Source organism: Mesorhizobium sp. WSM4846, assembly GCF_055811415.1.
In genome coordinates this window covers 229481-256034 of the sequence record NZ_JBVVPZ010000004.1, presented here as the reverse complement: position 1 = coordinate 256034, position 26554 = coordinate 229481, and the positions used below count along the sequence as shown (strand labels likewise).

Here is a 26554-nt window from a genome sequence, read left to right as displayed (position 1 = left end):
CGCTTGCAACTTCGGCTAACGGGAAGCGGCAGAGTTCATCTCAAAGTGCGTTGCCGCCTGGCGGCTTTTTGGGGCCGAGAGCAGACCGGCAGCTTTGGGCTGCGAATATTCAAGACCGGACATTCAGGTTGGTGTGGGCATCGTCGTGACCTGACCCCAAGCCGACCTTCATCAACCCGTTTTTCTGCCCGATAGCCGACATTCGCGGCCACCAGCACTGATGACCCGAAGCAGTCATTGACTGTTGAAGGCTCAATGTCCCGAAAGGGGTAGGAGACCATCATTCCACCCAGGTAGCCGTTCTCGTTGCTGGCCACGATGGACTCCTCCGTGCGGCGCAAATATCATCGATCCAACCAGTGAGGCGATCACTTAATGGCTGATGAACGCGTCAGACGCCGTCTTGCCGCCATCGCTGTGGCCGACGTGGTCGGCTACAGCCGAATGATGGAGGCGGATGAGGCGGGTACGCTGGCGGCACTGAAGGAGCGGCGCAAGGCGATCCTGGAGCCGATCGTTCGCGATCGCGGCGGGCGGATCGTCAAGCTTATGGGCGACGGCGTGCTGATGGAGTTCACCAGCGCGGTGAACGCGGTCGAGGCTGCAGTCGAACTACAGGCCAAAATGGCGGAGGCCAACCAATCCGTCACCGAGCACCGCCGCATATTGCTGCGTATCGGCATCAATCTGGGCGACGTGATCGGTGAGGGCTCGGACATCTATGGCGACGGTGTGAACGTTGCGGCTCGCCTCGAAGCCTTGGCAGAGCCAGGCGGGGTCTGCGTCTCGGCCAAGGTTCATGAGGAATTGCGAGGCAAAGGCAACGCTGCCTTCGAGGACATGGGCGAGGTGGCGCTCAAGAATATCGTCAGACCGGTGCGGGTTTACCGTGTGGAAACGAGTACTGGTCAAGTGGGCGGGCGGGCCGCAACGACGTCTGCTGCCAGGCCCTCCATTGCCGTTTTGCCATTCGACAATCTGAGCGGCGATCCCAGTCAACAATACCTTTCGGACGGCATCACGGAGGACATCACCACCGAGTTGTCGCGGTTCAGAAATCTTACCGTCGCGGCGCGTCACGCTTCGTTCCATCTTGCCAGGATGGGCATCAACCCAATGCAGGCCGCCCGCGATCTGGGCGCGAACTACGTCATCGAAGGTAGTGTGCGGAAGGCGGGCGAGCGGATTCGCATTACTGCACAGTTGATCGACGCAAGGACAGGCAACCACGTCTGGGCGGAGCGGTATGATCGCGAATGCCACGACATTTTTGCTGTGCAGGACGAAGTCGTGGCAGCAATCGTGACGACGCTCGAGGGGCGAATGGTGGCCGCTGCTGCTCTTCAGGTGCGCAAGCGGCCAACGTCGAGCTGGACGGCCTATGACTTTTTCCTGCAGGGCCGGGAGCTGGCCGACGCCAACATGGAGAAGGAGGCCGTTCCGCTTTTTTCCCGCGCGACGGCGATCGATCCCGATTTTGCGCACGCCCACGCCTGGCTGGCGATCGCTCTCCTCGGCCGCTACTGGTTCGACACCGATCCACTAACGCTGCACGAAGCGTCACTTGCCGCACAAAGAGCCATGGAGTTGGACAGCAACGATCCGACGGTCCACCACGCCAACGGCATGGTCATGGTGTGGCTCCGCGAATACAAACGGGCCGGCGTCCATTTCGACCGCGCCGTCGCTCTCAATCCGGCAGATGCGCAAATTCGCGCGGACCGAGCGAATTGGTTGCGATACGCCGGCCGGCCGGAGGAGGCTCTGGCTTCAATCGACGACGCGCTGAAGAGAACCCCGTTTCCACCACACTGGTTCTGGGTAATTCGCGCCAAAATCTTGTTGGAACTGAGGAGATATGGCGAAGTCGTAGCGGCCTTGGACAACATGCCAAAAAAGGATCACCCCGCTTGGCTCACACTGGCGGCCGCCCATGACCATCTCGGCCATGCCGCTCTCGCTGCGCATGCGCTGGCGAAGGCTCGCGAACTTAGACCCAGCATCTCATCGCGGGAACTGATCGCTGTGAATCCTTATGCTCACCGAGATGCGCTCAAACCTCTGCTCGATGGCCTGCGCAACGCCGGATTGCCGGAGTAAGTAGGCCGCCAATGGGACATTGAAAATTTACACCACGCGACGAGTTCACCGGAACGCATGCGGATGGCTTCGCGGTCGCAAACGATAGTTCGTCCTTTGAGGTTGCGGAACACCGCGCCTCTTGCCCCGGCCGTAGGCTACGCGCGGAGTGGGTGACGAATGCGGCGTTTCGCGTTCGTATCGTGAATGCCCAAAGATGGCGTGATCAAGGCGATGCACGCTTCAGCCGCTCAGTATGTCCAGAGCGGCATTAAAGGACCGGATCGGGTGGGAAGTTCACGTTACTTGCCGCCGATCCGAACGGTTAAGGAGCGTCCCAAGGACGGACATCCAAATCCAAAGAGTAGCCTTCGGCATTGTCCTAGCCTAGTTGTTGTAGCGTCGATCAAATGGACTCGCCCGAGTGGCAGAGGAACTGACATACAGGGATGAAGCTGCGGCCGGTTACGACGGTGCCTTCGCGCGCGTCACGACACACTTCGCACCCTACCTACTTCGCGCGGCTCACATCGCGCCGGGTATGCGCGTCCTCGACATCGCCGCGGGCACAGGTCTCGCAGCCGAAGCGGCCCTAAATATCGTTGGCCCAACCGGCCACGTCATTGCCGCCGACTTGTCGCCCGCAATGGTCGAGAAGTCGCGCGGACGCCTTGGCCACGCAAAAAACGCTTCGGTGGCGGTCGAGGATGGCCAGGCACTTTCATTTCCCGACGAAAGCTTCGATGCGGTCGTGTGCAGCCTCGGACTGATGTTCTTCCCCGACCCGCTGCGCGGACTTGCCGAGTTTCGTCGCGTACTTCGTCCCGGTGGGCGCGTCGCGGTTTCAGTCAACACAGTGCCAGGACGGTCCTATAACACTCGCATTAACCTCGCCATTGCACGGCACGTGCCATCGTTAGCGGCCGCCGCCGCCCGCGTATTTTCGCTTGGCGACGAAATGAAATTGAGGTCGCTGCTCGAGGTCGCGGATTTCCGGGACGTGGAGATCACCACCGAGATGCATCGCTTCGTGCTGCCTTCCTTTCATGCATACTTCGAACCCTTCGAGAAAGGTGCGGGCTCGGCTGGGCAAGCATTTGTCTCGCTTTCCGCGGAGGCGCGCAAAGCCGTGCGCGAGGAAGTACGGAGCGACCTCGGGGATACTGGCGGCATCATCGAGGTAGACGTCGAATACAGGTTGGCTGGCGGGCGACGATAACGGCCGCGTGCATGACCGCTTTGAGTCAACTTGTGCCGTTTGCGTGCTCGAATCCCAACGACTGGAGGCGGGTCGACTCGATCCGTTGCGCGAACGGCAGCTTTTTTTCGCGAGCGACCAAAGCACTCAGCGTTCGTCTCGAGCGTTCAGTTCCGTAGTTGCGTAATAAATTCTTCAAGCACCTTGATGGCTTCGGCTCGGCTAGCGCCTTTCAGGAAGGGCACGTCGATCTCGACCCGCAATCCTTCCTGGATGTGGCGGAGCACCGGCGCGGGAGTCGGTTGATCGCCCCGAATTCCAAGCACCCGATATGACCGAACCGGTTCCGAAAAGCCTTTGATGGTCAGCGGCGTCAGCTCCTCTGACTCGATGTCGTCCTTGACAAGCGCCCAGGTCTCATGCGCCAGCAGGATGCCGCCAAGGTCGGCATGTGCCTGAAGACGCGAGGCGAGATTCACCTCTCCGCCAATGATGGTGTAGTCCATCCGGTCCTCGCTGCCGAAATTGCCGACTGTGCAGTAGCCGGTGTTGATTCCGATACGCAGATGGAAGGGCAGTTTATAGCCTGCGTCCACCCACTCTCTCTGCAGCTCCTTCATGCGCCTCTGCATCGCGATCGCCATGCTGACGCAGGCGAGCGCATCCTCTCTGGTGCCTTTGGTCTCGGGGTCGCCGAAGAAGGCGAGGATGGCGTCCCCAACATACTTGTCGATGGTTGCGCCGTGCTCCAAGGCGATCTTCGCCATCTCGGTCAGGTACTGATTGAGCAGTTCTGTCAATTCCTCGGACTCGAGTTTGTCCGTCGTCGCGGTAAAGTCGGCAATGTCGGAAAAGAACACGGTGAGTTTCTTTCTCGATGAAGAAATCTCGACGTTCCGTTTGCCCGAGAAGATCGATGAATAAACCTGCGGCGAGAGATACTTGGACAGCTTGCTGGAAAGCGATTCGAGCATGCGGTTCTGTTCGCCGACGCGATTGCTCGCTTCCTCCGCCTCGCGCCTGGCAGCCGCCGTTGCAGTGTGAAGTTGAGCGTTTTCCAGCGCGATCGAGGCGAGCTGTCCAAAGCGCTTCAACAACTCGACCTCTTCCTCGCCGAAGTCGAGCGCCGAGGCGTCGTCGTAAGCAATGCCGAGCACGCCAACGACCGTGTCGCCGGACTTGAGCGGCACCCCCATGATCGCCCGAATAGTGATGTCCATTTGGGCTGCGGCAGCGGCCCGTCCCGGCCAGTTCTGATAGTCGGTGATCACGAGCGGCTCGCCAGTATTCCACACCGTGCCGGCTACCCCTTCGTTTATCACCAGCCTCTGGCCGATATGCGTGGCGTAGACCCCGACTCCGACCTTGCGCTCGAGAGATTCACCGGCCTCGTCAACCAGGTAGACGTAGCCGTGCTCGGTACCCAGCAACTGCGCTGCTCGACTCGTGAGATCCGACAGAAGCTCGGCAAGATCGAGCCTCGCGATCAACCCGAGCGACGTGTCATGCAAGGCGCCCAGATATTCGCTCTGGCGGCGAAACCGTCTGGCGAGGTTCTCCTGCTCTCTGCGGCGGTTCTCGAGGTCTCCAATGTTCGAAGCCAGTTGCACGGTCATGCTGTTGAAGCTGGCAGCGAGCTTGCCGATTTCATCGCCTGACTCGACCTTCGCGCGGGCCGCGAGGTCGCCTCTGCGCACGCGATCGGCGACACCGGTCAGTCGCTGGATCGGTCCGGCGATACTGTCCCGGAATATCAGGCCAAGCAGTAAGCCCGACAAAACGGCTGCTGCCCCGACGGTCAGGATTATTTGTTGCGCACGTTCGAGCTGGTCCCGGCCGCCCGCGAGGTCGACTTGAAGCCGCTGCTGCTCTTGAGTGGCGACAGCGTCGAGGAGCGCGAGCATGCGCTCTGCGATCGGCACTGCCTTCGTGCGGAACAGATAAAGGTCCTCGCGTGCGTGTTCGCCCTCCACCGCCTCGAACATCCGCGCGGGCAGCTCGAGGAATGCAGTCCGGCTCTTGGCCATTCTATCGATCAATACAGTCTGGTTAGCCGCAAGCGTGGTGCCCTCTTTCGCGATGTTGGACCAGGCCCCTTCATTGATATTAAGGTTGGCCTGATACTCATATTTGAAGCTCTCCCGTCCAGTGGTGACATAGCCGCGCAGCCCAGCGACCATCGCGTAGAAGGAGCTCTGGAACGAGGCCAGGTCGGCCAAGAGCGCCGTATTGGCAGCCGTCGGATCACGGTTCTGCTGGGCCAGCATCATGGCTTTGGCCGACGCCACCACCGTCGCTATGAGCGGGTTGGCGTCGCTCACAAGGATCTTGAGCGCGGGTTCCCTGCGCAGCTGGTCGTTACGCAGTTCGAATAGCTGCTCGGACAGTGGTTTCCATTCAGCCAACAGTTGACCGATTTCTTGCATGCCGAGCTCGGCATTGCTGCGCCCGGCTGGCGACTCCCCCTTTGCGCGCAGGAGACCCTCGAGCTCGCGCATGTCGCCAAGGAAGGCCTCGTTGGCCAGCCGATAGTCATCCCGATAGGATTCGTCGCCAAGTGCCAGATAACCTCGGACCTCGCCCAGCATGCGGAGCAGATTCGCTTGAGCCCGAGCCGATGCAACCGCGCTTGGCGCGCTGAGATCGGTGGTTCTGTTGATGTTGCGAACGGCCGCTATGCTTCCCAGGTAGTTCAACCCGACGACAAGCAGCATTAAAGCGACCAGGATGCCAAAGCCGACCGTAAGCTTGCCGCCAATGTTGAGCTTGCGCAGCGCCGCCGCGACCCAAGCGGTCAGTTTCCCCAAGGGAGCGGTGTACAACTGCCGAATTTGCCCCGACTTCCCGTCCGCTTGGATGCCTTCTGCGTCCCGGCCGCCTCCGATCACTTCTTGCGATGCCACTTCGCTATGTCCCAGGTTTCAGCGTCCCAAGGGGTAGGATCGTAGCCGGCTATGTCATTGCGCAGGCCCGAAGTATAAGCCCATTCGATGAGCGGAATGACCGCGGCATCGGCGATCAGGAGATCGTTCATCGCCATGAACAGCGCGCCCCGTTTCTCCGGATCGACTTCGGTCGCCGACGCCTGGAACAGCGCATCATACTCGGGATTGCAATAGCGGGCCCAATTCGTTCCCGACCAGTTGTTTTTCTTCTGTGCTGCTTCGGCGCAGGTCCAGCCGATCATGTAGCTGCCGGGATCGGGGCCCTTGTTGCCGTAAGCGAACTCCTCGAGGTCCGCATAGAAGTGCCGTCTGGTGTTCGTATTGTCGGGCGACGACCCCAGGAAGATGCTGGAATCGATCAGCTTGTTTTCCACCCGGACTCCGATCGAGCCGAAGTCCGCCTTTATGAAGTCCTGGGTCGCCTCCCGCACCGGGTTGATGCTGGTCTGAAACACCAGCGCCAGCGGGACGCCGTCCTTGTCGCGGACGCCGTCGCCATCGGTGTCGCGCCATCCGGCTTCGTCCAGCAGAGCGCGCGCCTTATCGAGATTGAACTCCCATTTCGTGTTCGGCGAGGCGAAGGCCGCCGGTGCGACTAGGAGATTGGCGGTGGCGCGGCCACTCCTGCCGTGCAGTTCGGCAGCTTTCCGCCGGTCAACGGCGGCGGCCAGCGCCTGCCGGACGCGCCTGTCGGTCAGGATTGGATGCGGGAACTCCACGCTCGCGCGTTCGCCGTCGGCGGTTTCCCGTCTGGGATCGGTGAAATTGAGCATGATGCGTTCGACATAGGATCCCCAATACAACTCGACCCTACCAACGCCCTTGGTTTCAAGGCTTCGAAGGTCAGCCTCGCCGACCTGAAGGTTCCACGCGTAGTCGACGATGCCTTCGCTCACGGCGTTTGCAGCGGTTCTGGCGTCGCCACCGCCCTGAAGCGTGACCTGCTTGAACGCCAGGCTGTCACGATCACGATACTCGGAATTTGGCTCGAAGATGATCTTGACCGTGTTGACGACGTCCTCGCCGATGAGAAGGACGTCCTCCGTCCGGAACTCCTTGAGTCGGTAAGGACCGGTGCCCACCGGGGCGAGGTTTGCCGGAGCGCTGGCGGCATCTTTGTTATTGTACTGGCCGAATACGTGTTCCGGAATAATCATTCCCTGCACGCCGACGAAGGGCAGCGACCAGGCGGGATTGACGTCCTTGAAGGTGACCTTGACCGTTAAGTTGTCGAGCGCCTCCACCTTCGCGACTGATTTGTACGAGCCCGCGCTCGACGAGCCCACGTCCTCGTTCACTATGTATTGGTAGGTGAAAAGGACATCCTTCGCGGTGAACGGCACGCCGTCGGACCACTTGATGCCCGGCCTAAGCTTCCATGTGACCGATCTGCCATCGGGCGCGACCTGGCCATTCTCAAGCGATGGAATCTCGGCTGCGAGAAAGTGCACCAGCCGGCCCTCTGCGTCGAAGCTGGCCAGTGGCTCGTAGACGATACGGCTTGCCGTTTGATCCTTGATGCCCGGCGCTTGGTGTGGGTTCAGTGTGCTTGGCGCTTGCCACAGCAACAATCTCAACGGATCGCCATCCAGCTCGGTCGGCTGTGCGGGTTGGGGCAAACCGACAACGAGCGTCGCGACCATGAGCAGCAATAACCTGCAAATAGCATTGATGCGGGCCAACGATACACCCTCTCGGCTCCGAGACGCTCGCATCCCTTCCTCCCTGCCCCTGTGATCCTGCGGCCGCAGCTCCCTTTCAGACAGTTGGCTGTGCGAGGAGATGTATATCTCCAGTCTATGAAATTGATCGCAATTGCAGCCGCTGGCAAGACCAATCGGTCCGAGACAATGAACCTGCACCTGGGGCCCGAATGATGCATCCGCTGAAATCGCTGGAGAGGTCACCGCGATATGCAAGCGACTGTGCGCTCGGAATCTGCAACCGCTGTTTAGATGCAAGCGGTAGGCCAAGAATGACAGCCCATCGCTCATGCGAATCCTTGCCCTAACGGTGGAAATGGTGTTTTCGGGTCGCTGGAGGATTGCTGCGAACGAAGGGCACAAAATCGTTGGGATTGAGCCATTCGGCGGGCGTCGGCCGGACGTCAGCTCCTGGCGCTGCCTGTGCGTTCCGGCAGTCGGCTCAGACAGCAAGATTCCACCCGACCCGGTCCTTTAATGCCGCCCTGGACATGCTGAGCGGCTGAAGCGCGCAATCGCCTTGATCGCGCCATATCCTGACCTACACAGCGGGAAAAGGTAAGGTCGCCTCACGCCCCGATTCCCGACGGTGGGGTTGGCTGGGATGGCGACCACCGATCAGTTGATTTGACAATTGGTCGGGTCGGGCTCTGGATGATTTGTTCGTGCGCACCACGCACATGCTAAATGGAGGAAGCGATGAAATCTATGAATCGCAGATCCACACTTGCCTTCGGTATTACAGTTGCAGCAGTTTTGACCGTATGTGGAGGTTCGGCATTCGCGGACGATATGGATGTGACCCTGCTTACGCCTGACAAGCTGGTATGGAAGGATAATCCTAGCCTGCCAAAAGGGGCTAAAGTCGCTGTCTTGACGGGCGATCCGACAAAGACTGGCGAAGTGGTTGTCACACGCTCCAAGTTTCCGCCCAACTATCAGATTCCGCCCCACACTCACCCGTATGCCGAGACCATCACCCTGGTCAGCGGCAGCATTGGCTTTGGAGTCGGCGAAAAGGGCGAAAAGACTGGCGACCTGCTAAAACCCGGAGCCTTCCACGCGCTGCCAGCAAATCAAGCGCATTACGTCTGGACGGGAGGCGAAGAGACTATCATCGAGGTTCATTTCGTCGGACCGTTTCGTATTACTTACATCAACCCGGCTGACGATCCGCGCAAGAAGTGAAATGCGGCTCAGCCGGCTACTTTGCACCTCGCACACCCTTGTTGCCCGGAATAGAAGCGCGAGCTTTACCTCACGCGGATAAATGCAAACCGCATCAACGGAAGCGGAGCTCGGCAGCTCAGGCTCCCTCTCTCTCCTTCTGCCAAAAATCGTGGCCCATTGGCGATATTAAGAAAGCTGGTCCCGGAGACGTTGGAATTTGCCACTGGGGCATGACCGCCTCGGATCATTCCGAACGGGAAGGTCGCGCCAGGAGCGGTCTTTCGATGCTCTGCCGCTGTGATTTCGGCTGTCGTGATTGGGTCACGGATTGTCGTAGCGCTGCCCAGAAGGAAGGGCATGGAAGGGTCGGATCAGGTCGTAGCGCGAACGGCAGGTTTGGAGCAGCGCCATGAAGGTCAGCAAATGGCGCGACCGACCCAGCCGAAGGATTCGTTCTGCCGTACAGCCGCGGAGCGTTCTACATCGCGGTCGAGTGGAAACCGGCCATTTGCCGAGCCGTCTCAAAGCGCTGTCGCGAAACTTGTCTTGGCCCTGCTATACTGACCAAGCCAACCCGCGCTGCGCCGCAGTTAGTGAAATGCCTCACCGCTGCGGACACACAGAATGTTGAACCTGCAGGAGTCGCCAGTCCGGATCAGAAATAAAACGACAGGGAGGATGACGTGTCTCTCGACGCCAATGATTTCGATCAAGCAGTTGAAAAATATCACCTAGCCCTGGATGAGTTCATGAAAGGAAACCCCGCGCCTGCGAAGAAGCTCTTTTCCCAACGAGACGATGTAACACTGGGCAATCCCTTTGGCCCTTTCGCGCATGGATGGAAGCAGGTCGCTGAGACGATGGAGCAAGCGGCATCGAATTACAGGGACGGCGACGCTACCGGCTTCGAGAGCATAGCGAAGTGTGTGACGTCTGAGCTGGCATACCTCGTCGAAGTAGAGCAGCTCAGGTCCAAGGTTGGCGGTCGGAGCGATGTCACACCTCTAGCGTTACGCGTGACGAGCGTCTTTCGCCCAGAAGATGGTCTCTGGAAGATTGTGCATCGTCATGCCGATCCGATAATGACGGCTCAGCCGGCCGATTCGGTACTCCGCCAATAGGCGCGGTTGTGGTTTTGGGGAGCGGTCGATCTCGCAAACCCCTTGCTGCGGCAGCGCGGCTATTCTTCAGTCCGTTCTCTGCGAAGGGTCGGCCCATGTCATCAGGCTCGCAGCATCGGACGGCCGCTTTGGGTCCCATCAAGTCATAGCGCGAACGTCAGGTTTGTAGATGCGCCATGAACGTCGCGAAATGGCGCAACCACGACCCTAAGCGAGGTTCTTGGGATGTCGGCTTTCAGGAAGGGGCAATGCTGATCTCAACGTCCGATTTTGGGCGCATTGCTGCTCGAGAGCATAGTGGGCCGAGAGCAGACCGGCAGCTTCGGGCCGCGAATACTCAAGAGCGGGCATTCAGGTTGCTGTGGCATCGTCGTGACTTTGCCGTCCTTCATCAGCCCATTTCGCTGCCTGATAGCCGACGTTAACCGGAACCAACGTTCCTGACCCCTTGCTGACCTTCTTGAGCCGGTGCTCTTGCCAGAAAGCAGACATTGGCCGCGACCAGTGCTCATGATCCGTTTTTGACCTTGCCTACGAGGTAGGCCGGGGTCGGACTGATAGACTCGTTCACGAAGCGTCGGTACACTGCCGGACTGCTTTCAGATGAGAGCAATCGCCGCACATGACCGACGAACGCATCCAGCGTCGACTCGCCGCCGTAATGGCGGCCGATGTCGTTGGCTACAGCCGCCTCATGGAAACGGATGAGGCCGGCACGCTGGCCGCGCTCAAGTCCCGACGTAAGCAAGTGCTGCAGCCGTTGGTCGCCAGGCACCATGGCCGGGTCTTTAAGGTGACTGGCGACGGCGTGATGGTGGAGTTCGCCAGCGCCGTCAATGCTTTGCAATGCGCCATAGACGTGCAGCATGCGATGGCTGCCGCCAATGCCGCTCTGCCTGAGAAGCTCCGTATCGTGCTGCGCATTGGCGTCAATTTAGGTGATGTGATGGTCGAGGGCAGCGACCTTTATGGCGATGGCGTCAACATCGCTGCGCGCCTGGAAACCACCGCCGAGCCAGGCGGCATCCTCATCTCCGGAACGATCTACGACCACGTCCGAAATAAGATCGAGGTTGGTTTCGAGGATCTCGGGGCCCAGACCGTGAAAAACATTGCCCTGCCAGTTCGCATCTACCGCGTTTCCGGCACGCCGCCTGTTGTGATTTCTACGTCCAAGGCCATTACCGACAAGCCTTCGATTGCCGTTCTGCCATTCACGAACATGAGCAGCGATCCCGAGCAGGAATACTTCGCCGACGGTCTTGCGGAAGACCTGATCACTGACTTGTCGAAGGTGCCTGGTCTGTTGGTGATCGCACGCAACTCCACATTCGCCTACAAGGGGAGGTCAGTCGATGTCCGCTCCGTCGCCAGGGATCTGATGGTGCGTTATGTGCTTGAAGGAAGTGTGCGCAGGGAGAAGGCAAGGGTGCGGATCAATGCCCAGCTAATCGACGCGACGGACAGCAGTCATCTCTGGGCTGATCGCTTCGACCGGGATTTGGCGGACGTATTCCTGTTGCAGGACGAAGTCGTCGGCACGATTGTAAATGCCCTGTCCGGTGTATTGCCAGCCGCTGCGACCTCAAGCACGCGTAGGGCGGCAAGTCTCGAAGCGTATGATCTGTTCGTCCGCGGCCGGGTGCTGGTGATTCAGTCGCCCGAAAGCAACAGGGCCGCGCCGCCGCTCTTGGAAAGGGCCATCGAACTCGATCCCGGCTTCGCCGATGCTCATGCTTGGCTTGCGATGAGCCACCATTTTGCCTGGGCGTATTGGCTGGATGCTCCAGAGCGCCATCATTCGCTGGCTCTGGCGGCAGCCCGGCGCGCCGTATCGCTTGATCCGGAAAATGCCGTGGCCCATGCAATTTTCGGCGACGTTCTGATCTACGATGGCAAGCCGGATGAAGGCGCGGCGGAGCTGGCCACTGCCCTTCGGGTCAACCCCAATCATGCCGATGCCTGGGCATTCCTGGGGCAACTGCAGGCATTCGAGGGAAAGGCTATCGAGGGCATCGGACATTTGCGCCACGCCATTCGCCTCAATCCGCACCCGCCGGGGTGGTACTATTGGCTTCTCGGGCTCGCCCAATACGCAGCGGGTCAATACGCCGATGCCGTCGAGACACTCCGGCATGAGGCCACGCACCGGCTCGGCTCGCAACGCATCTTGGCTGCAAGTCTGGCGCGGCTCGGGCATATGGAAGAGGCCAGGGAGGAAGCAAGGCAATTCCTCGCCTCGAATCAGCATTTCTCGATACAGCACTGGGCAAGCACACAACCGTTCCGGCACGGGGCCGATCGACAACATTTCATCGATGGCTATGAAGACGCCGGCCTGCCACAGTAGGGCCGGACGTGGCCACAACCCCATCCGTGCAAATTTGGATATCTAGCCTTGCTGACCATTCGCACAGCCACACTTGCCGACGCAGACGCCATTTGGAACATAGTCGAACCCATCTTGCGGGCAGGCGAAACCTACGCGCTGCCGCGTGACTGGAGCAGATCCGACGCGCTGTCCTACTGGTTTTCCCCGGATCACGAGGTGTTCGTCGCAGAAACGGACGAACTGGTGATGGGAACTTATTATCTGCACGCGAACCAACGGGGCGCCGGTGCCCACGTCGCCAACTGCGGTTATATAACCGCGCCGGACTCGGTCGGCCGGGGTGTTGCAACGGCGATGTGCCAGCACTCTCTGGGTCACGCGGCTGCGCGAGGCTTCCGGGCCATGCAGTTCAACTGTGTGGTCAGTACCAACGAACGCGCGGTCAAGCTTTGGCGTCATCTTGGATTCGACGTTGTCGGAACGATTCCGCGAGGTTTCGAGCATCCGGTTCTGGGGTTCGTGGACACGCTGGTAATGCACCGATCGCTCTGACTGCCTTGCGCAGGCGCATAGCAGCCCTTCGTTCGCCGCGGCCATGGGCCGGGCGATACCGCAGAGGATCGACGATCAGCAAGAAGGCCGCAGATGGCTGGCGGCGGACTGGCATGGACTCTATTCACTTCAGGCTGTCGAGCATTGCTTTAGCCTCTTTGAGGTCCGATGTCTCAAATCCCTCGGTGAACCACGCATAAACCGGCACGAGCAGATTGCAGGCGTCGGCATGCTTGCCCTCGTCGCGCCAGAGCCGGGCGAGACTGGTGGCAGCGCGTAGCTCCCAGGACTTTGCGGATTGACGCCGGGCGATCTGGATCGCGCTCTGAAACGCGGCGCTTGCCTCGCCTGGTCTTCCGCCGTCCGGCAAAGCTGTCAGGAACTGCCCTCGCAAGCGATACAGTTCGGCCTCCGGCCAACGCTCCCCTGTCCCCTCGACCACTGCCAGAGCCTCATCCAGTGCACCGAGCCCCCGTTGCATGTCTCCCGAGAGGGCACAAGCCTCGGCCAGCAGGCCCAGGAAGAACGGACGCATCCACGCCGCGCCGCTCTTCCCCCAATCCGCAAGCCCGCGCTGGATCGCTTCTATCCCGGCGGCCTCCTGACTGTGGCGAGCCATGGTCCAGCCCTGGACCACGGTCGCGCTGGCGGCCCATAGATCCAACTTGTGTTCCCGGGCCAGCTCCAGCAACGCCGCCGCATGCGCCGCGGCCGCGCTGTCGTCGCGGCCAAAAGCCCCCACCAGCGCGCTGTACATCAGGGCAAACCCGAGGGTGTTCTTATGGCCGACCCGGTGGGCTAAGGCCAATCCCTCGGCTTGTCGGCGGGATGCCTGATCCGGGTAGCCCAGCAGCCACAGCACCCAGGTCAGGTGGGCGAGCGCGGACACGCCAAGGTCCTGGCCAAAAACAAAGGCCGTCGAACCATGCCGTTCCGGGTCGTACAGCGCAACGGCACACTCGAGGTGCTCGCGGGCGGCGAGCAGCTCGCCCCCCACCTCATCTGTCGCGCCGCACATCCGGTGCGCCAAGCACAGCCGCTCGGGGTCTGGGTGCAGCTCGGCCAAGGCGAGAATTTGCCTGGCCAGCTTCTGCTGCTCGGGAAGCGCCATGCGTACGAATTGGACAGCCCAGAACCCATACAGCACAGGAAACTGTTGTGATACGTCGCCTACGGCCTCTACCAACTCCTGCGCCCGGGCGAAAGCGGAGGCGGTCTCAGGTGCTGCGTGGCCGTACCGGGCAATGCACGCCTGACCAAGCATAGTCTGAAGATGAAGTTCGCGCTCTGCCCGGGCGCGGCTCTCGGGCAAGGTCCGCACGAGGTCAATGCTCCGGGTGAGATGGCCGATGGCTTCCGCAACGGCCGAGCGCCGGAAGGTGCGTTCCCCGGCCCGCTGCCAGTAGTCCGCAGCCCGCTCGGTCAGTTCCGCCTGGGTAAAGTGATGGGCCAGCAGCTCAGGCTGGGTTTCGACCACCTCCGGCCAGCGCTCTTCCAGCACCCTGGCGATCCGCGAGTGGAACTTCTGCCGTGTGCTGCGTAGCAGGCTCCCGTAGGCGGCATCCTGAACGAGAGCGTGCTTGAAGGAGTAGATACCTTCGGGCGGGGTGCCGCGGCGGAACGCGAGACCGGCGCTTACGAGCTCGTCCAATCCTCGCGTCAATGCCGCCTCGGGAATTCCCGCCACCGCGGCCAGCAGCTCATAGCTGAACTCTCGGCCGACGACCGCGCCGATCTGTGCCACCTGTTTTGCGACCGGCAACCGATCCAACCGCGCCATCAGTGAAGCCTGCAAGGTGCTCGGCACCGAAAGCGCTGAACCAGCGCTATCGGGCTGACTGGCGCGTTCCAGCACGGCCTTGGTCAATTCCTCGATGAAGAGAGGTACGCCATCGGTCTGCGCCACAATCCGCTCCAGCATCCCCGCCGGAAGCGCCTGACCGACGACAACCTGACTTGCGAGCGTCGTCGCCTGGCGAGGACCAAGCCGGCTCAGCGCCATCAAGCTTAAGCTGGCCTGGCCGACCCAAGGCGCGTGAAACTCTGGCCGGAAGGATATGATCACCATCACCGGCAAAAAGGCCAATCGCATGATTAACCTGTCCAACAGCTCAAGCGAACTTGGGTCGGCCCAATGCGCGTCCTCGAACAGGATCAGCACGGGGGACCGGCGTGCCCTTTCGTCCAGAATCCGGTTCAATGCTCCGAAGGTCTGCTCCTTCTTGCGCTCCGAAGTGAGTTCCAGCGGCGGATACCGCTCTCCACCCGGCACGCCGAGCAACTCGGCAATGAGCGTCACCTCTTCGCGAGTTGCCCCGAGTGGGAGAAGCAGGGCTTCCAGCTTGTCAAGCCGAGCGTCCGCAGACTCGCTGCGCACAAAACCCGCATCGTTCTGCCAGCGTGCGATGACGGGCTGTAGTGCGCTGTCGCGGTGATGCGGCGAGCAGAAATACTTGAGTCTGAGATGCGCCTCCCCGGCCACGCGCTCCTCGAGCGCAGCGATCAGGCGGGATTTGCCGATGCCGGGCTCGCCGGAGATGAGCACTGCCTGCCCTTCGCCGTCCTTTGCTTGCTGCCAGCGGCGCAGCAGCAGATCGAGCTCGTCATCGCGCCCGACCAGCGGCGAGAGGGAGGCCGCGTGCATTGCCGCGAAGCGGCTCTCAACCAAGGCTTCGCCAAGCACTTGCCACGCGCACACAGCGCCAGACAGGCCTTTGAGATGAAATTCGCCAAGCTCGCGGCACTCGAACAAGCCGCCGATGCGCCGCCGTGTTTGTGCGTCGATCACTGCGCAGCCAGGATCAGCGAGGGATTGTAGGCGCGCGGCGAGGTTTGGGGTCTCGCCTATTACCGACTGCTCCTGTGCGGCCCCGGCACCCAGCAGGTCGCCGACGACCGCGAGACCACTGGCTATGCCAATGCGAGCGACCAGCCGTTCGCCGGCTGACGCGGCCTGGCCGACCTCCTCCAGCGTAGCCAAGGCGGCGCGCACAGCGCGCTCGGGATCGGCTTCATCAGCTTGCGGCCAACCGAAGTAGACCAGGACCCCGTCGCCCATATACTTCGCCACGAAGCCGCCGTAGCGGCCAACTGTGTCAGCGACACTGCGATGGTAGGCCCCGATCACCTCGCGCATGTCCTCCGGATCCAAGCGGCCAGCGAGTGCCGTCGAGCCGACGATGTCAACGAACATGACCGTTAGCTGCCGCCGCTCAGCCTCTGGAAGCGGCGGGGCTGTCCCTGGGACCGCCGCCAGGGATCTCGTGGTCGAGGTGGCCGCTCTATCCGAACTAGCGCGCAGGGCGTCGATGGCGGCGAGCAGCTTGCGGCGGTGACCAATCGATGTAACCCCGAGCGCCACGAGATCGTCGGCCGTAAGCTGGAGAAGCGTATCAGCTTCAATGTCGTTGTCGCGAAAAGCCGGCTCGTATTGCTGCAGGCCGAGGCTCAGTAGCCATGCCGCGATATCCACGCCCCTTCTCCTCTTCGGCTGCGGGGGCTGCCCTGTTCTCCCGACTATATCCCAAATTGATGGAGTAGGCGGAAATCTCTTTGGAAGAGGCCGCTGAAAGGGAGATATCGGCCGTGGAACGAGTGGCCTGGCGAGCATAATGTTGCAGACGCTAGAGTGTGCACTCCGCAGGCAAAATCGCCATATAAGCGATGTGTTTCTCTTCTAACTCCGCTTGTTCTCGCATGCTCTTTTCAGGCGCCCTGCGCGCATCGTGAGGTTGGATGCGTCGACCGGCACCACCTCATGCCACAAGTCGCACGGGCAACTGTGCGAGGGCGCGGATGCCAAGGCGCTTGCGCCACTCGATATTCCCCGTCCTGTTGTCGAGGCGCATGTCTGGAAAACGCGCAATGATGCGCTCGAGGGCGATAGCGGCCTCCGCCCGAGCGAGTTGGAAACCGAGGCAGAAATGCGCGCCTGTGCCGAAGGAGAGGTGCGGGTTCGGGTGGCGCGTGATGTCGAAACGGTGCGGATCCTCAAACTTGGCAGGATCGCAATTTGCCGCCGCCAGGAATCCGGCGAACATGTCGCCGCGGCGGAATTGCCGTTCCTGCCAAACCATGTCGCGGGTCGCAAAGCGCGGCTTGGTCATTTGCACTGGCGATACGTAGCGCAGACATTCTTCGACGCAGGTGGGCATCAGGCTTAGTTCGCTCTGCAGCCTGCGGCGTTGATCTTCATGCGATAACAATGCAAAGAGCCCGCCGGAAATCAGATGGGTGGTGGTTTCCTGCCCGGCACCGAAGAGCAGGAAAATCATCGAGACTAGTTCGTCCTCGCTGAGCTTCTGCCCATCGGTTTCGGCATCCCGTAGCGCAGCGATCAGTCCGTCCGGCAAGGCTCCGCCTCCGGGTCGTGAGACGCGGCGAAGATAGCGGACGACACTGATCACGCCGGGAACGGCGCGGATCACCGCTCCGATATTGGCAGTGTCCTTGAGCCCGCCTAACCAGTTCTTGAACCGATCGTGATCCTCCTCCGGCAGGCCGAGCATCGCGCAGATGACCGAAAGAGGCAGGTCCCGGCAGAATTCAGACATGAGATCGACCTCCAGTCTTCCCTCCATCCTGTCGAGAAGCCGATCTGCTATTTGCGCGATCATCGGCTTCATGGCCTCGATGGTTCGGCGCTGGAAAGCCTGATCGACTAGGCCGCGTAGGCGGCGATGCTCCGGGTCATCGTGACCGAGCATATTCAGCGCCAGAAGGCTGATCGTCCTTGGCAGGAACCTCAATATCCGCGCCTGTGTCCTGCTCCCGGCGTTCCTAGGGTCGCGCGCGAAGCTCTCGTGATCCTTCAACAACGCCGCACAGGCTTCATGTGTGACCGCGAGGTACGTGCGGCCAACAATCGGCAGCTTCATGCAAACGACTGGGCCTTCGGCTCGCATGCGGTCAACCGTGGGGAAGGGGTTTGTATGGAAGCCCGGCGATAAGATGTCGAAATCGCGCGTCTCGATCATGCGCTCACTCCCAATGTTGCCAGTCCTTCATGAGGCACTGCTGCGCTTCTCCGGCTAATCCGTCTCGGCACTTGCACGGCACCGGCACGCTAGCAGAAAAGAGTCCAGACTACCTCGGTCGCGCGGCTGAGTGTGATGAATGCAGGTGTCTCAGCTTGTCAGGGTTGGCACCACATAGATTGCTGCAACCTTTCCGTCCTCGATTTCGGGCGCGGTCGTCTGAAGTTCACCATCGGCCCTCTAACGTGGTGAAACCGGTCAATCCGTTGACGAAACCGGCACGAACTAGCTTCGAGCCATTCTTCCGAAAAGAGTCGCCAGGACTTTCATGGACCTCCATGACGGCATCGAAGCCGAAGATCGGCTCGTGACGGCCGTCGGCATGCGGGCACTATAGCTCGGGCCAGACTGAAGCGAGCAAAAGAAGGACAATTCCAACGAACGCGGCATTCCAGACGAGCGACCGGAGCAAAGGAACGCCCGCTGCGTAGAGTAGAAGGTAAACCAATCTGGCGGAAAAATAGAGACCAGCTCCCCATTCGCTGAGGGCGCTCTCACGACCGAGCACGTGAACAAGGAAGACCGCCACCACAAACACCGGGAACGTCTCAAGAAAGTTTCGAAGTGCTCTTTCCAGGCGTCCTGCTACGCCCGTGAGCGGAGAGACTTCGGCGTCACGAGAGCTGGCCGTCCAACGATAACCTCGTTGAAAGCTGGCAGCGTGGGAGGAGACAACAATTTGAATTAAACAGAGCACGCAACTCGCCACAAGCATCGCTAGTTCGAAGCTCATTCAACCCTCACACCTGCCCGTTCTTCAAAGACCCTACCAGAATCGTGCGTTGTATGCCGGTCCGCTGGCCAGGTTGATGTCCGGGAAGGGTCGATCGTTGGGATTCATCAACGCCGGTGGGCAGCGGTCCTTCCTTACTGCCCAGATTCAAGGGAGAGGTGCGGGTTCAGTTTCGCCAAGGCTTTGGTCCATGCGAAGTCATAGGGCAAAAACGCGAAACAAATTGCGATCAGTCCGCCTGCCAGCATATCGACCGTGAAGACCGCAACCGTCGTTGCGGCTACCAGCAGTAGGCCCAGTCGAGGCGTCTGTAGCGGAACAATAGGTAGTTCCAAACCCCATCGGTGACCATAACGGCTATTATCATCACGAGCGAAGCCTTGCTCCCGGGCCTGTAGCATCGCGGAGGCTCCATAGGTCATGATGACATAGAACGCCCCGCCCACGATCATCCATCCCCAAATCGGCAGTGCCCAGCGCGGCTGTTTGAGCGATGCCAAAAAGCGAAAGGGCTTCGGCCCGGACAACCACGCTTCGAGCGCAGCGCAGAACGCCGCCAACATCAGTGCCAGGAGCCAGGGCGAGAAAGGCAGGTAGCTTGATGGCATGGCTCGTTCCACTCGTCGTCCCACGACACGATCAGAAGGGCGCGCAGCTGGCAAGTTCGGCATTTCCGCATGTCCACTCCAGGTCGCGGCGCGAAGATCGGCTCTGGAAAAGCGCCAGGAAAGTCGGCGATTGGCGCAACGTCGACCTACAGCTTGCCGTGGTAACGTCTGCTTTTGGGCAGTGGCAAAGGCGCCTTGAACGGCCGAGATGGGGCGCTGAACGGCTGGGCCGAATACGGAGCGATGACGACCCGGCTTGACTCACGCGAGGTCGCCCTCTGTTAGATTTCAGTTCCCTCGGCCAGCGTCAGTGCATCCTCGACGTCGACGCCGAGATATCGGACGGTGTTCTCAATCTTGGTGTGGCCGAGCAGAATTTGAATTGCTCGGAGATTCCCGGTGGCCTTATAGATGATGGAGGCCTTGGTACGACGAAGCGAATGGGTGCCGAAATCCTCACGGCGAAGGCCAATCGCCGAAACCCATTCATCGACCAGGCGCGCATACTGCCTGGTACTCAAATGGCCGGCATGGTCGACTGGGAAAGGCAAAATCGTCGACCGTGCCACCTCTACGTTCAAGCCATGCAAGGAGGCTTGTTCGGGCGTCTGCCGTCAGTTCGAATTGAACTGGCCTCCCAGTCTTTTGTTGCACAACCATGGCCCGAGTCCGAATCTCAACGAGGCGGATGGCAAACATAGTCTCGGTGGCAGGGCCGGTGGCAGCCAACGCTCGGCTGACTCAGGATTGCCTGCACGAAATCTAGAGCCACGAAAGCGAGGGATGCGCAAAGCTGTAAACATTTAACAACCCACAACCTTTGACCGCGTTGCTGAGATGTGCTCGGAGGCTCGTCGCGACGCCACGTACAGCGCGGTCACAGGAGATGTCTGCTTCCGGGCAACGTCGAGATCGACTTCTACGGCCGACATTGGGGCGCAAAGCTGCCGTTGGTAGTTGCAACATAATGACATAATGATTTGTTTTGGCCAGCAGACGAATAGGCCGTCACGCAGTTCCCCGGAACAGATCCTCTCGAAGCGTGTTGCGCCAGCTCCAAGCTGAATTGGAGCACTACCATGAAGCCCGAAGACGCCACTTACCCTCCTCTTGATGTCGCCAAGCCTGTCGCCCCTGGGATCTGGATCGTCGACAGCGGACCGCTGAGCGTGATGGGCATTCCAATTCCGGTGCGCATGACGGTTATCCAGCTCGAGAATGGCGGTCTCCTGCTGCATTCACCAACACGGTTCGTTTTTGAGCTGAGAAAGCAGCTCGAGCAGATTGGTCCGATAGTGCATCTGGTTGCGCCAAACAGTGCACACTGGACCCTCCTCAAGGAGTGGCAGAACCATGTGCAGGGAGCGTCGACTTGGGCCGCTCCGGGCTTGCGCCATCGGGCACAGGTCCGCCGGGCTGGCGTCAGGATCGATCACGATCTGGCCGCTGCGGCGCCGGAAGCCTGGTCGAAAGATCTCGATCAGGTTCTCATTCCAGGAGCCGGTGGGTTCACCGAAGTCGCATTCTATCACAAGAAGAGCCGAACTATGGTGCTTACGGATCTAGTTCTGAATCTCGAGCCGGAGAAGCTGCCGTTCATCATCAGGCCGGCGGCGCGCCTCTTAGGCGTCACGGCACCTGTGGGGAAGGCCCCCATTTACCTGCGCATAACCATCAAACGGAAGCATGAGCAGGCGAAGGCGGCCGCGGAGCGCCTCGTGGCTTTTCAGCCAAAGCGCGTGATCTTCAGCCATGGCCGGTGGTTCCACAAGGATGGGACGACATTTCTTCGCCAGTCGCTGGCCTGGCTTCTCTGAGGGCGGCCGCAGAAAGATTGTCAGCAGGAAGTAGCCATCAACTCCCGTGCCGTTCCCATTCGACGGGCAAACCCCTGACGAGCGCCTGGAGCTGAACCCCCATGGACTGCCGTCCGTCGAGTATGGCTTCGACCAGATCGGGCGCGAGCAGCGTCAACTGGAGCACATGGGATACGAAGGAGCGGTCAAGCCTTTCGGCCGCGGCAAGTTCGATCACTGTGGCGAACTCGCCTTTCTCCAGCATGTGTTTCCACCGGAACGCCCGCGCCAGCGCCCGGATCAGAGTGTTGTCTATGCGTGGCCGTGCTGGGGTCCATGGCTGTGCGCCGGCGGGCGAGATGATGATCTTGCGGCCACCACGCTTGCGCAGGGTCAGCGGCAGATGGACGGTGAGGGATTTGCCGTCAGGGCTGAGTTCGGCATATTTGGCCTCCGACGGCATCATGCAGTCCTCCTGTGCTCCGGCTGCTGTCAGCTCCGTCGCGAGACTGGCCATGCCTTCCGTGCGGAGCCGGATCGAAATGCGCTCGACGGCGACATCCACCCGCTCGACCAGAAGCTGGACGATGCGAGCTTGCTCGCCCGGGAAGGGAAAGCCCTGGTCGCAGGTCAAGCGTCGCCGCGAACGGGCCCGGAATGCCAGGAGGATGACCGGCTCAGAAATGAAATTTAATAGGCCGTCCCTAGCGTCTTGGTTAGTACGATCTACGGCGCATCCGTTGAAATCATTGGGTAATTCATTGGCGGTCATGCTTAATACCCCCATGTTCCTATCCCAAAAACTTCGTTGAGGAAAAAAAACCTGTGACTTAGAGTGGGACGGGTCTGGGCAAGAGTCGGGTATTTAGTCTGACCCTCCCCCCATCCCATGTGCCATTTTCATTGCGTCTCACCCATGGCGCGAAGCCAAGCGGCTGTCCGCAGCTTTGGGTCGGCGATCGATTGGATCTCACGGGCAATCTTGCGATCGGCAGCCGCCTGAGCCGCGGCGGAAGGCGAGTTATCTCGCTTGCCGCCTTGCAGTGGGTGAACATGGTAATGCGGCGCTTGAGGTTTAGCTCTCTCATTCCTGAGCCCCTTTCGACCGTTCGGAAGGCTCAGCCCGTCGGGATTTCCTCCGATCTGAACCGGCCTATCAACCACGCCAGGTTCCTTAGTTCGGTTCCTTAGTCCGGTTTGTCGCGCATCCTTGCGCGGATCAACCGCGCAACCTTGCGCGCACAAACCGCGCATCCTTGCGCGCTTCGAAGCCGGCCAATCTGGAGGAGTGCCATCCTTCATTCGCCCGTTCCAGTCGGTGACAATGGCCCGGAACTTCTCCCATTGGGGTCGATATGATACGGTATGAAAACGGCCACCGTGGCTCTCCTTTTGGAAGAGACCCTCCGTCACGAGTTCCTTCGTCCCACGGCGCACAGTGGCCTGGTCGATACCGAGCAGCGTGGCCAACCGACCGATGCTTGGATCACAACGACCGTTCACTCGATTGAAGTGGTCGATCAAGGCCGATCCGACCGACTTGCCAGCGCTGGAAATCCTTGGCGCTAGCGCGAGCGCCATGTGGGCGAACAGCACATCTGTTTTCGCAAGGCGCGACATTGGGTCAGGTCACCGCCGGTGCCGTGTTCAGGTCCTTCGTTCCCGACGACGCACGTATCGCGCACACGGCCTCGTGGGCAGTCAGGCCGAAGCGCTGGCGCAGCGTGGGGATAATAGGCCGCTCGCACGCACCTCGGTTCGCGGCGTACCACTGGGCAGCCTCACAAATTGCCATGGTCGCGGCCTGCCGCCAGCCATTCGGCTGCAGCCTGGGGACCGCCACATCAGGTTTTAGGTCGGTCTGCATCATGCGGCATCTTCGATTTCGAAGAGCTTCTTGAGCTTGCCGCGCGATGCTACCCAACGGTTTCCGACCTTTTTTGCCGGTAGTTGATTGGTCTCCAGCAGATTGAAGGTCTGCCTTGGAGTTCGGTGGATAACGGCAGCAATCGCGTCGCAGCCCCAAACGAGGTCGAGCGGTTCATTCTGTTCTGTAATCAAGTACGTTCTCCGTTTTTATGGGGGCAAAATTTTTACGCTAACGCACGCAGGCGCGAACCAAGGGGAATGCAGACCAGCAAGGCTTGAGGCTCGCTTGCTGCGCGAATAACTTGCGTGCCAAAGAAGTTGATTGAGCTATCAAGTGGATCGCCGGGCCTGTTGATAAAAACTAGCATGGGATGTTCGGGATACTCCTCACATCTCCAGAAAAAGACGATCATCTCTCTTTTGCCGGAAATGCAGTCGTCGATCTCGGTTCGATCGGCCGTTTCGATCCACTTGCGAAGGTCGGCGCCGCGCTGGACGAGTTCCCCGATAGACATCTTGAGGTAGGAGAGCGAAGCCAGCATGCACGCTACTAACGCCTCGGAACGTGAGAAGCGACGATAAACCCCGGTGCCGGCTCGCTCGGTCGCGGCATCTGCCTGGATCGCGCCAGCCTCGGCCCACAACTGTACCGTCCGACGCTTCGCGCCCGTGATGCTTGTCACTTCTGCCAAGGTAAATTCGCGATCCATTTCTTCTCCGTAAACCAAGTACGTTTTCCGTTCTTGACATACGTTGCAGATGGCTGTCAAGTGGTTCCAACCGATGACAGCGCGGAGAGGATAAGTGCCGATGTCAGTTCGCAAGCGCACATGGACTAACGACAAGGGTGAAGAGAAAACCGCCTGGGTGGTCGATTACGCCGACGGTAAGGGCGTTCGCCGGCTGAAGACATTCGCGAAGAAAAAGGACGCCGACAACTTCGCCGCCACGGCTAAGGTCGAGGTTCGAGAGGGCTCGCACGTCGCGGACAGCGCCAGCGTCACGGTCAAAGCGGCGGGAGCATTTTGGATTACAACTGGCGAGAATGAGGGGCTCGAACGTTCATCGATCGACCAGCGCAAACGGCACCTGAAACTGCACATCGAGCCGTTCATCGGAACAACTCTACTTTCGCATCTCACAGTGCCGTCCGTCCGAGAGTTCGCCGACACGCTGCGAGAAAATGGACGGTCCCAGATTATGGTCCGAAAGGTTCTCGGCTCGCTTGGCTCCCTCCTAGCGGATGCTCTAGAACGTGGCCTGGCCACGCGCAATCCCGTCAGGGATCTGCGTGGCGGACGCCGCAGAGGCAAGGAGCGTCAGGCGGACAAGCGTCAGAAAGGCAAGCTCAAAATCGGCGTCGACATACCGACACGCGAAGAGATCAAAGCGATCGTCGACGCCTCGTCAGGACGCTGGCGCCCGCTTCTGATCACCTCTGTCTTTACCGGCATGCGATCATCCGAATTGCGCGGTTTGCGCTGGAGCGACGTCGATTTCGAACGCGCGCGTGTCACCGTCCATCAGCGTGCTGACGACTATGGTGAAATAGGGAGACCGAAATCTGAAGCTGGGGAGAGGACGATACCGGTGCCGCCGGCGGTTATTTATGCATTGCGAGAATGGAAGCTCGCCTGCCCGCGTCGCGTGACTGGCAACGACGCCGCGGGCAATCCGGTTAGGGAATTGCACTACGTCTTCCCGACAGGAAACGGCAACATCGAAAGCCGCTCAAACATTACCAAGCGCGGTTTCCTGCCTACCCAGATAACGGCCGGGGTGATGGTTGCGAGTGACGGGACGGACGACAATGGAACAGTCATCATGCTCGCCAAGTATGGTGGCATGCACGCGCTCCGTCACTTTTACGCATCATGGTTGATCAATCGACCGCAAGACGGCGGCCTCGGCCTTCCTCCGAAGGTGATCCAGGAACGGCTCGGACATAGCTCGATCGTGATGACCATGGACGTCTACGGACACCTATTCCCGCGTGGCGATGACGGCGACGAAATGGCTGCAGCAGAGCGGGCTCTTTTGGGTTGAACGCGACATAGACGCGACAAACGACCGATTTCGCCAACGAAATCAATGGCACGACCAAGCATCATAATCCTGGGGTCGGGGGTTCAAGTCCCTCTCCCGCTACCACTTAATTCTCCCACAATGTTCTCTGCATGGACTTCGCGGCCCCGAAACCCCGCAGAACAGCAGGCCCTTCGGCCAAAAGCTGTGGAGTCGCTGTAGTGGTGAGAGCGACTCATTTGCTCTCTGTGGGCCGATATTCTCCAAAGCTGGGGAGTGCGCCTTTTTACTCCCTAGCTTTCCCCCATTGAAATCACAGGGTTTTCCGGCTCGGAAGCTGGGGGTAATTTGGTGCAATGCCGCTATGCGGAGAACACACAAAGCAAACCAACTGGTGACCAATTGGTCACCCTGCCCGGCGATGTCTGGCTTTTGGGCAAGCACCGGCTTATCTGCGGCGACAGCACCAATGCTGAGGATGTCGAGCGGGTCCTTACCGGCCTCAAGCCGCACCTGTGCATTTGCGATCCTCCATATGGCGTCAGCTACGATCCCTCATGGCGAGAGCGGTTCGGCGATGGAGAAGGTCTCGCCAGAGGCAAGGTGCTCAATGACGACCGCGCCGACTGGCGGGAAGCATGGGCGCTGTTTCCGGGAGATGTGATGTATGTCTGGCATGGCGCCCTTCATGCCGCCACGGTCGCTTCAAGCCTTGGGGCCAGCGGCTTTGCCGTCCGCGCGCAGATCATCTGGGACAAGACCCGGCTGGTCATCGGCCGCGGCGACTACCACTGGCAGCATGAGCCGGCCTGGTATGCGGTCAGGAAGGGCAGGAAGGGCCACTGGGCGGGTGATCGCAAGCAGACCACCGTCTGGGCCATTCCGCATCGAAAGTCCGACACGGGCCACGGCACGCGAAAGCCCGTCGAATGCATGCGGCGACCCATCGAGAACAATTCCTCGCCAGGCCAGGCTGTTTACGAGCCCTTCTGCGGCTCTGGCACCACCATCATCGCTGCCGAGATGACTGGCCGCTGCTGTCGTGCCATCGAACTGAACGCAGCCTATGTCGACGTCGCGGTGCTGCGCTGGCAGGCGTTTACAGGCAGCATGGCAATCCTGGAGGGCGACGGCCAGAGCTTTGCCGAGGCAAAGCTTGAGCGGATCAGGACCAGGCCATGACCACCAAGACAGCAATCCTGCAGGCCATACGCCACAAATGTCTGGACTGCTGCGTCTATCAACCCGCCGAGGTTCGGGAGTGTCCCGTCAGCACGTGCGGTTTGTGGCTGTTCAGGTTCGGGATGGACCCCGACCCCAGCCGCACCCGCGGCTTCGCCAAATCCCCCGTGTACACGGACCCTTCGGGGCAAGACATGCCTATCTC

General features: G+C 60.3%; 20 protein-coding genes and 2 pseudogenes. 9 read left to right on the top strand and 13 right to left on the bottom strand.

Annotated elements, in window-relative coordinates:
* Positions 1 to 375: 375 nt before the first annotated feature.
* Together AC0L15_RS06445 and AC0L15_RS06440 are read left to right on the top strand one after the other, a co-directional pair.
* A complete protein-coding gene (locus AC0L15_RS06445) occupies positions 376 to 2100 on the top strand; it encodes an adenylate/guanylate cyclase domain-containing protein (RefSeq protein ID WP_287246518.1) in 1725 nt (574 codons plus the stop codon).
* Positions 2101 to 2503: 403 nt separating this feature from the next.
* Positions 2504 to 3298 carry a class I SAM-dependent methyltransferase gene (locus tag AC0L15_RS06440; protein ID WP_287246519.1) on the top strand — a complete coding sequence of 265 codons (795 nt, stop codon included), beginning with the start codon at positions 2504 to 2506 and terminating at the stop codon, positions 3296 to 3298.
* Between the two features lie 146 nt (positions 3299 to 3444).
* Here AC0L15_RS06440 and AC0L15_RS06435 read toward each other — a convergent pair whose 3' ends face one another.
* On the bottom strand, positions 3445 to 6180 hold the full coding sequence (locus tag AC0L15_RS06435) for an adenylate/guanylate cyclase domain-containing protein (protein ID WP_287246520.1): 2736 nt from the start codon (positions 6178 to 6180) through the stop codon (positions 3445 to 3447).
* Entirely contained in the window at positions 6162 to 8141 is a 1980-nt protein-coding gene (locus tag AC0L15_RS06430) for a peptide ABC transporter substrate-binding protein (RefSeq protein WP_473496026.1), read from the bottom strand. Before AC0L15_RS06430 ends, AC0L15_RS06435 begins: the two co-directional genes overlap by 19 nt.
* A gap of 483 nt (positions 8142 to 8624) precedes the next feature.
* Between AC0L15_RS06430 and AC0L15_RS06425 the strand changes: the two genes are divergently transcribed.
* The 4 genes from AC0L15_RS06425 to AC0L15_RS06410 all read left to right on the top strand — a co-directional run bounded on the left by AC0L15_RS06425 (position 8625) and on the right by AC0L15_RS06410 (position 13100).
* Complete coding sequence (locus tag AC0L15_RS06425; RefSeq protein WP_245277707.1) at positions 8625 to 9113, top strand: cupin domain-containing protein; 489 nt, start codon at positions 8625 to 8627, stop codon at positions 9111 to 9113.
* A gap of 665 nt (positions 9114 to 9778) precedes the next feature.
* Complete coding sequence (locus tag AC0L15_RS06420; protein WP_027152611.1) at positions 9779 to 10216, top strand: YybH family protein; 438 nt, start codon at positions 9779 to 9781, stop codon at positions 10214 to 10216.
* Between the two features lie 622 nt (positions 10217 to 10838).
* Entirely contained in the window at positions 10839 to 12566 is a 1728-nt protein-coding gene (locus AC0L15_RS06415) for an adenylate/guanylate cyclase domain-containing protein (protein ID WP_287246522.1), read from the top strand.
* A 51-nt stretch (positions 12567 to 12617) separates the two neighbouring features.
* Positions 12618 to 13100: a GNAT family N-acetyltransferase gene (locus AC0L15_RS06410; RefSeq protein ID WP_287240018.1), complete on the top strand. Its 483-nt coding sequence runs from the start codon at positions 12618 to 12620 to the stop codon at positions 13098 to 13100.
* Positions 13101 to 13224: 124 nt separating this feature from the next.
* Here the strand turns inward: AC0L15_RS06410 and AC0L15_RS06405 are convergent, their stop codons facing one another.
* From AC0L15_RS06405 to AC0L15_RS06380, 6 genes and pseudogenes are all read right to left on the bottom strand, one after another.
* The gene (locus AC0L15_RS06405) at positions 13225 to 16572 is read right to left on the bottom strand and encodes an AAA family ATPase (RefSeq protein WP_473496025.1); all 3348 of its coding nucleotides are present in this window, start codon (positions 16570 to 16572) and stop codon (positions 13225 to 13227) included.
* A gap of 283 nt (positions 16573 to 16855) precedes the next feature.
* Positions 16856 to 18076 carry a cytochrome P450 family protein gene (locus AC0L15_RS06400; protein ID WP_473496024.1) on the bottom strand — a complete coding sequence of 407 codons (1221 nt, stop codon included), beginning with the start codon at positions 18074 to 18076 and terminating at the stop codon, positions 16856 to 16858.
* A gap of 109 nt (positions 18077 to 18185) precedes the next feature.
* A pseudogene (locus tag AC0L15_RS06395) lies at positions 18186 to 18461 on the bottom strand (RNA polymerase sigma factor SigJ); the annotation flags it as partial.
* Between the two features lie 6 nt (positions 18462 to 18467).
* Positions 18468 to 18869, bottom strand: a complete 402-nt coding sequence (locus AC0L15_RS06390) for an MAPEG family protein (RefSeq protein WP_287239886.1) — start codon at positions 18867 to 18869, stop codon at positions 18468 to 18470.
* A 134-nt stretch (positions 18870 to 19003) separates the two neighbouring features.
* Positions 19004 to 19477, bottom strand: a complete 474-nt coding sequence (locus AC0L15_RS06385; RefSeq protein WP_287246525.1) for a hypothetical protein — start codon at positions 19475 to 19477, stop codon at positions 19004 to 19006.
* A gap of 281 nt (positions 19478 to 19758) precedes the next feature.
* A pseudogene (locus AC0L15_RS06380) lies at positions 19759 to 20152 on the bottom strand (tyrosine-type recombinase/integrase); the annotation flags it as partial.
* Positions 20153 to 20556: 404 nt separating this feature from the next.
* On the opposite strand from AC0L15_RS06380, the gene AC0L15_RS06375 reads away from it, so the two are divergent.
* A complete protein-coding gene (locus AC0L15_RS06375) occupies positions 20557 to 21294 on the top strand; it encodes a DUF4336 domain-containing protein (protein WP_287246251.1) in 738 nt (245 codons plus the stop codon).
* A 37-nt stretch (positions 21295 to 21331) separates the two neighbouring features.
* Here AC0L15_RS06375 and AC0L15_RS06370 read toward each other — a convergent pair whose 3' ends face one another.
* The 5 genes from AC0L15_RS06370 to AC0L15_RS06350 all read right to left on the bottom strand — a co-directional run bounded on the left by AC0L15_RS06370 (position 21332) and on the right by AC0L15_RS06350 (position 23852).
* Positions 21332 to 22045, bottom strand: coding sequence for a hypothetical protein (locus AC0L15_RS06370; protein WP_287246250.1), 714 nt, complete (start codon positions 22043 to 22045; stop codon positions 21332 to 21334).
* A gap of 128 nt (positions 22046 to 22173) precedes the next feature.
* Positions 22174 to 22893: a helix-turn-helix domain-containing protein gene (locus AC0L15_RS06365; protein ID WP_287246249.1), complete on the bottom strand. Its 720-nt coding sequence runs from the start codon at positions 22891 to 22893 to the stop codon at positions 22174 to 22176.
* A 4-nt stretch (positions 22894 to 22897) separates the two neighbouring features.
* Entirely contained in the window at positions 22898 to 23143 is a 246-nt protein-coding gene (locus AC0L15_RS06360; protein WP_287246248.1) for a hypothetical protein, read from the bottom strand.
* Positions 23140 to 23334 (bottom strand): DNA-binding protein, encoded by a 195-nt coding sequence (locus tag AC0L15_RS06355; RefSeq protein WP_353813019.1) that lies wholly within the window; start codon positions 23332 to 23334, stop codon positions 23140 to 23142. The genes AC0L15_RS06360 and AC0L15_RS06355 overlap by 4 nt, the downstream gene beginning before the upstream one ends.
* Positions 23335 to 23366: 32 nt before the next feature.
* On the bottom strand, positions 23367 to 23852 hold the full coding sequence (locus tag AC0L15_RS06350; RefSeq protein WP_287246247.1) for a hypothetical protein: 486 nt from the start codon (positions 23850 to 23852) through the stop codon (positions 23367 to 23369).
* Positions 23853 to 23952: 100 nt separating this feature from the next.
* Here AC0L15_RS06350 and AC0L15_RS06345 point away from each other — a divergent pair, with 100 nt between their 5' ends.
* Entirely contained in the window at positions 23953 to 25188 is a 1236-nt protein-coding gene (locus tag AC0L15_RS06345; RefSeq protein WP_287246246.1) for a site-specific integrase, read from the top strand.
* Between the two features lie 381 nt (positions 25189 to 25569).
* Complete coding sequence (locus AC0L15_RS06340) at positions 25570 to 26349, top strand: DNA-methyltransferase (RefSeq protein WP_473496023.1); 780 nt, start codon at positions 25570 to 25572, stop codon at positions 26347 to 26349.
* Positions 26350 to 26554: the final 205 nt, after the last annotated feature.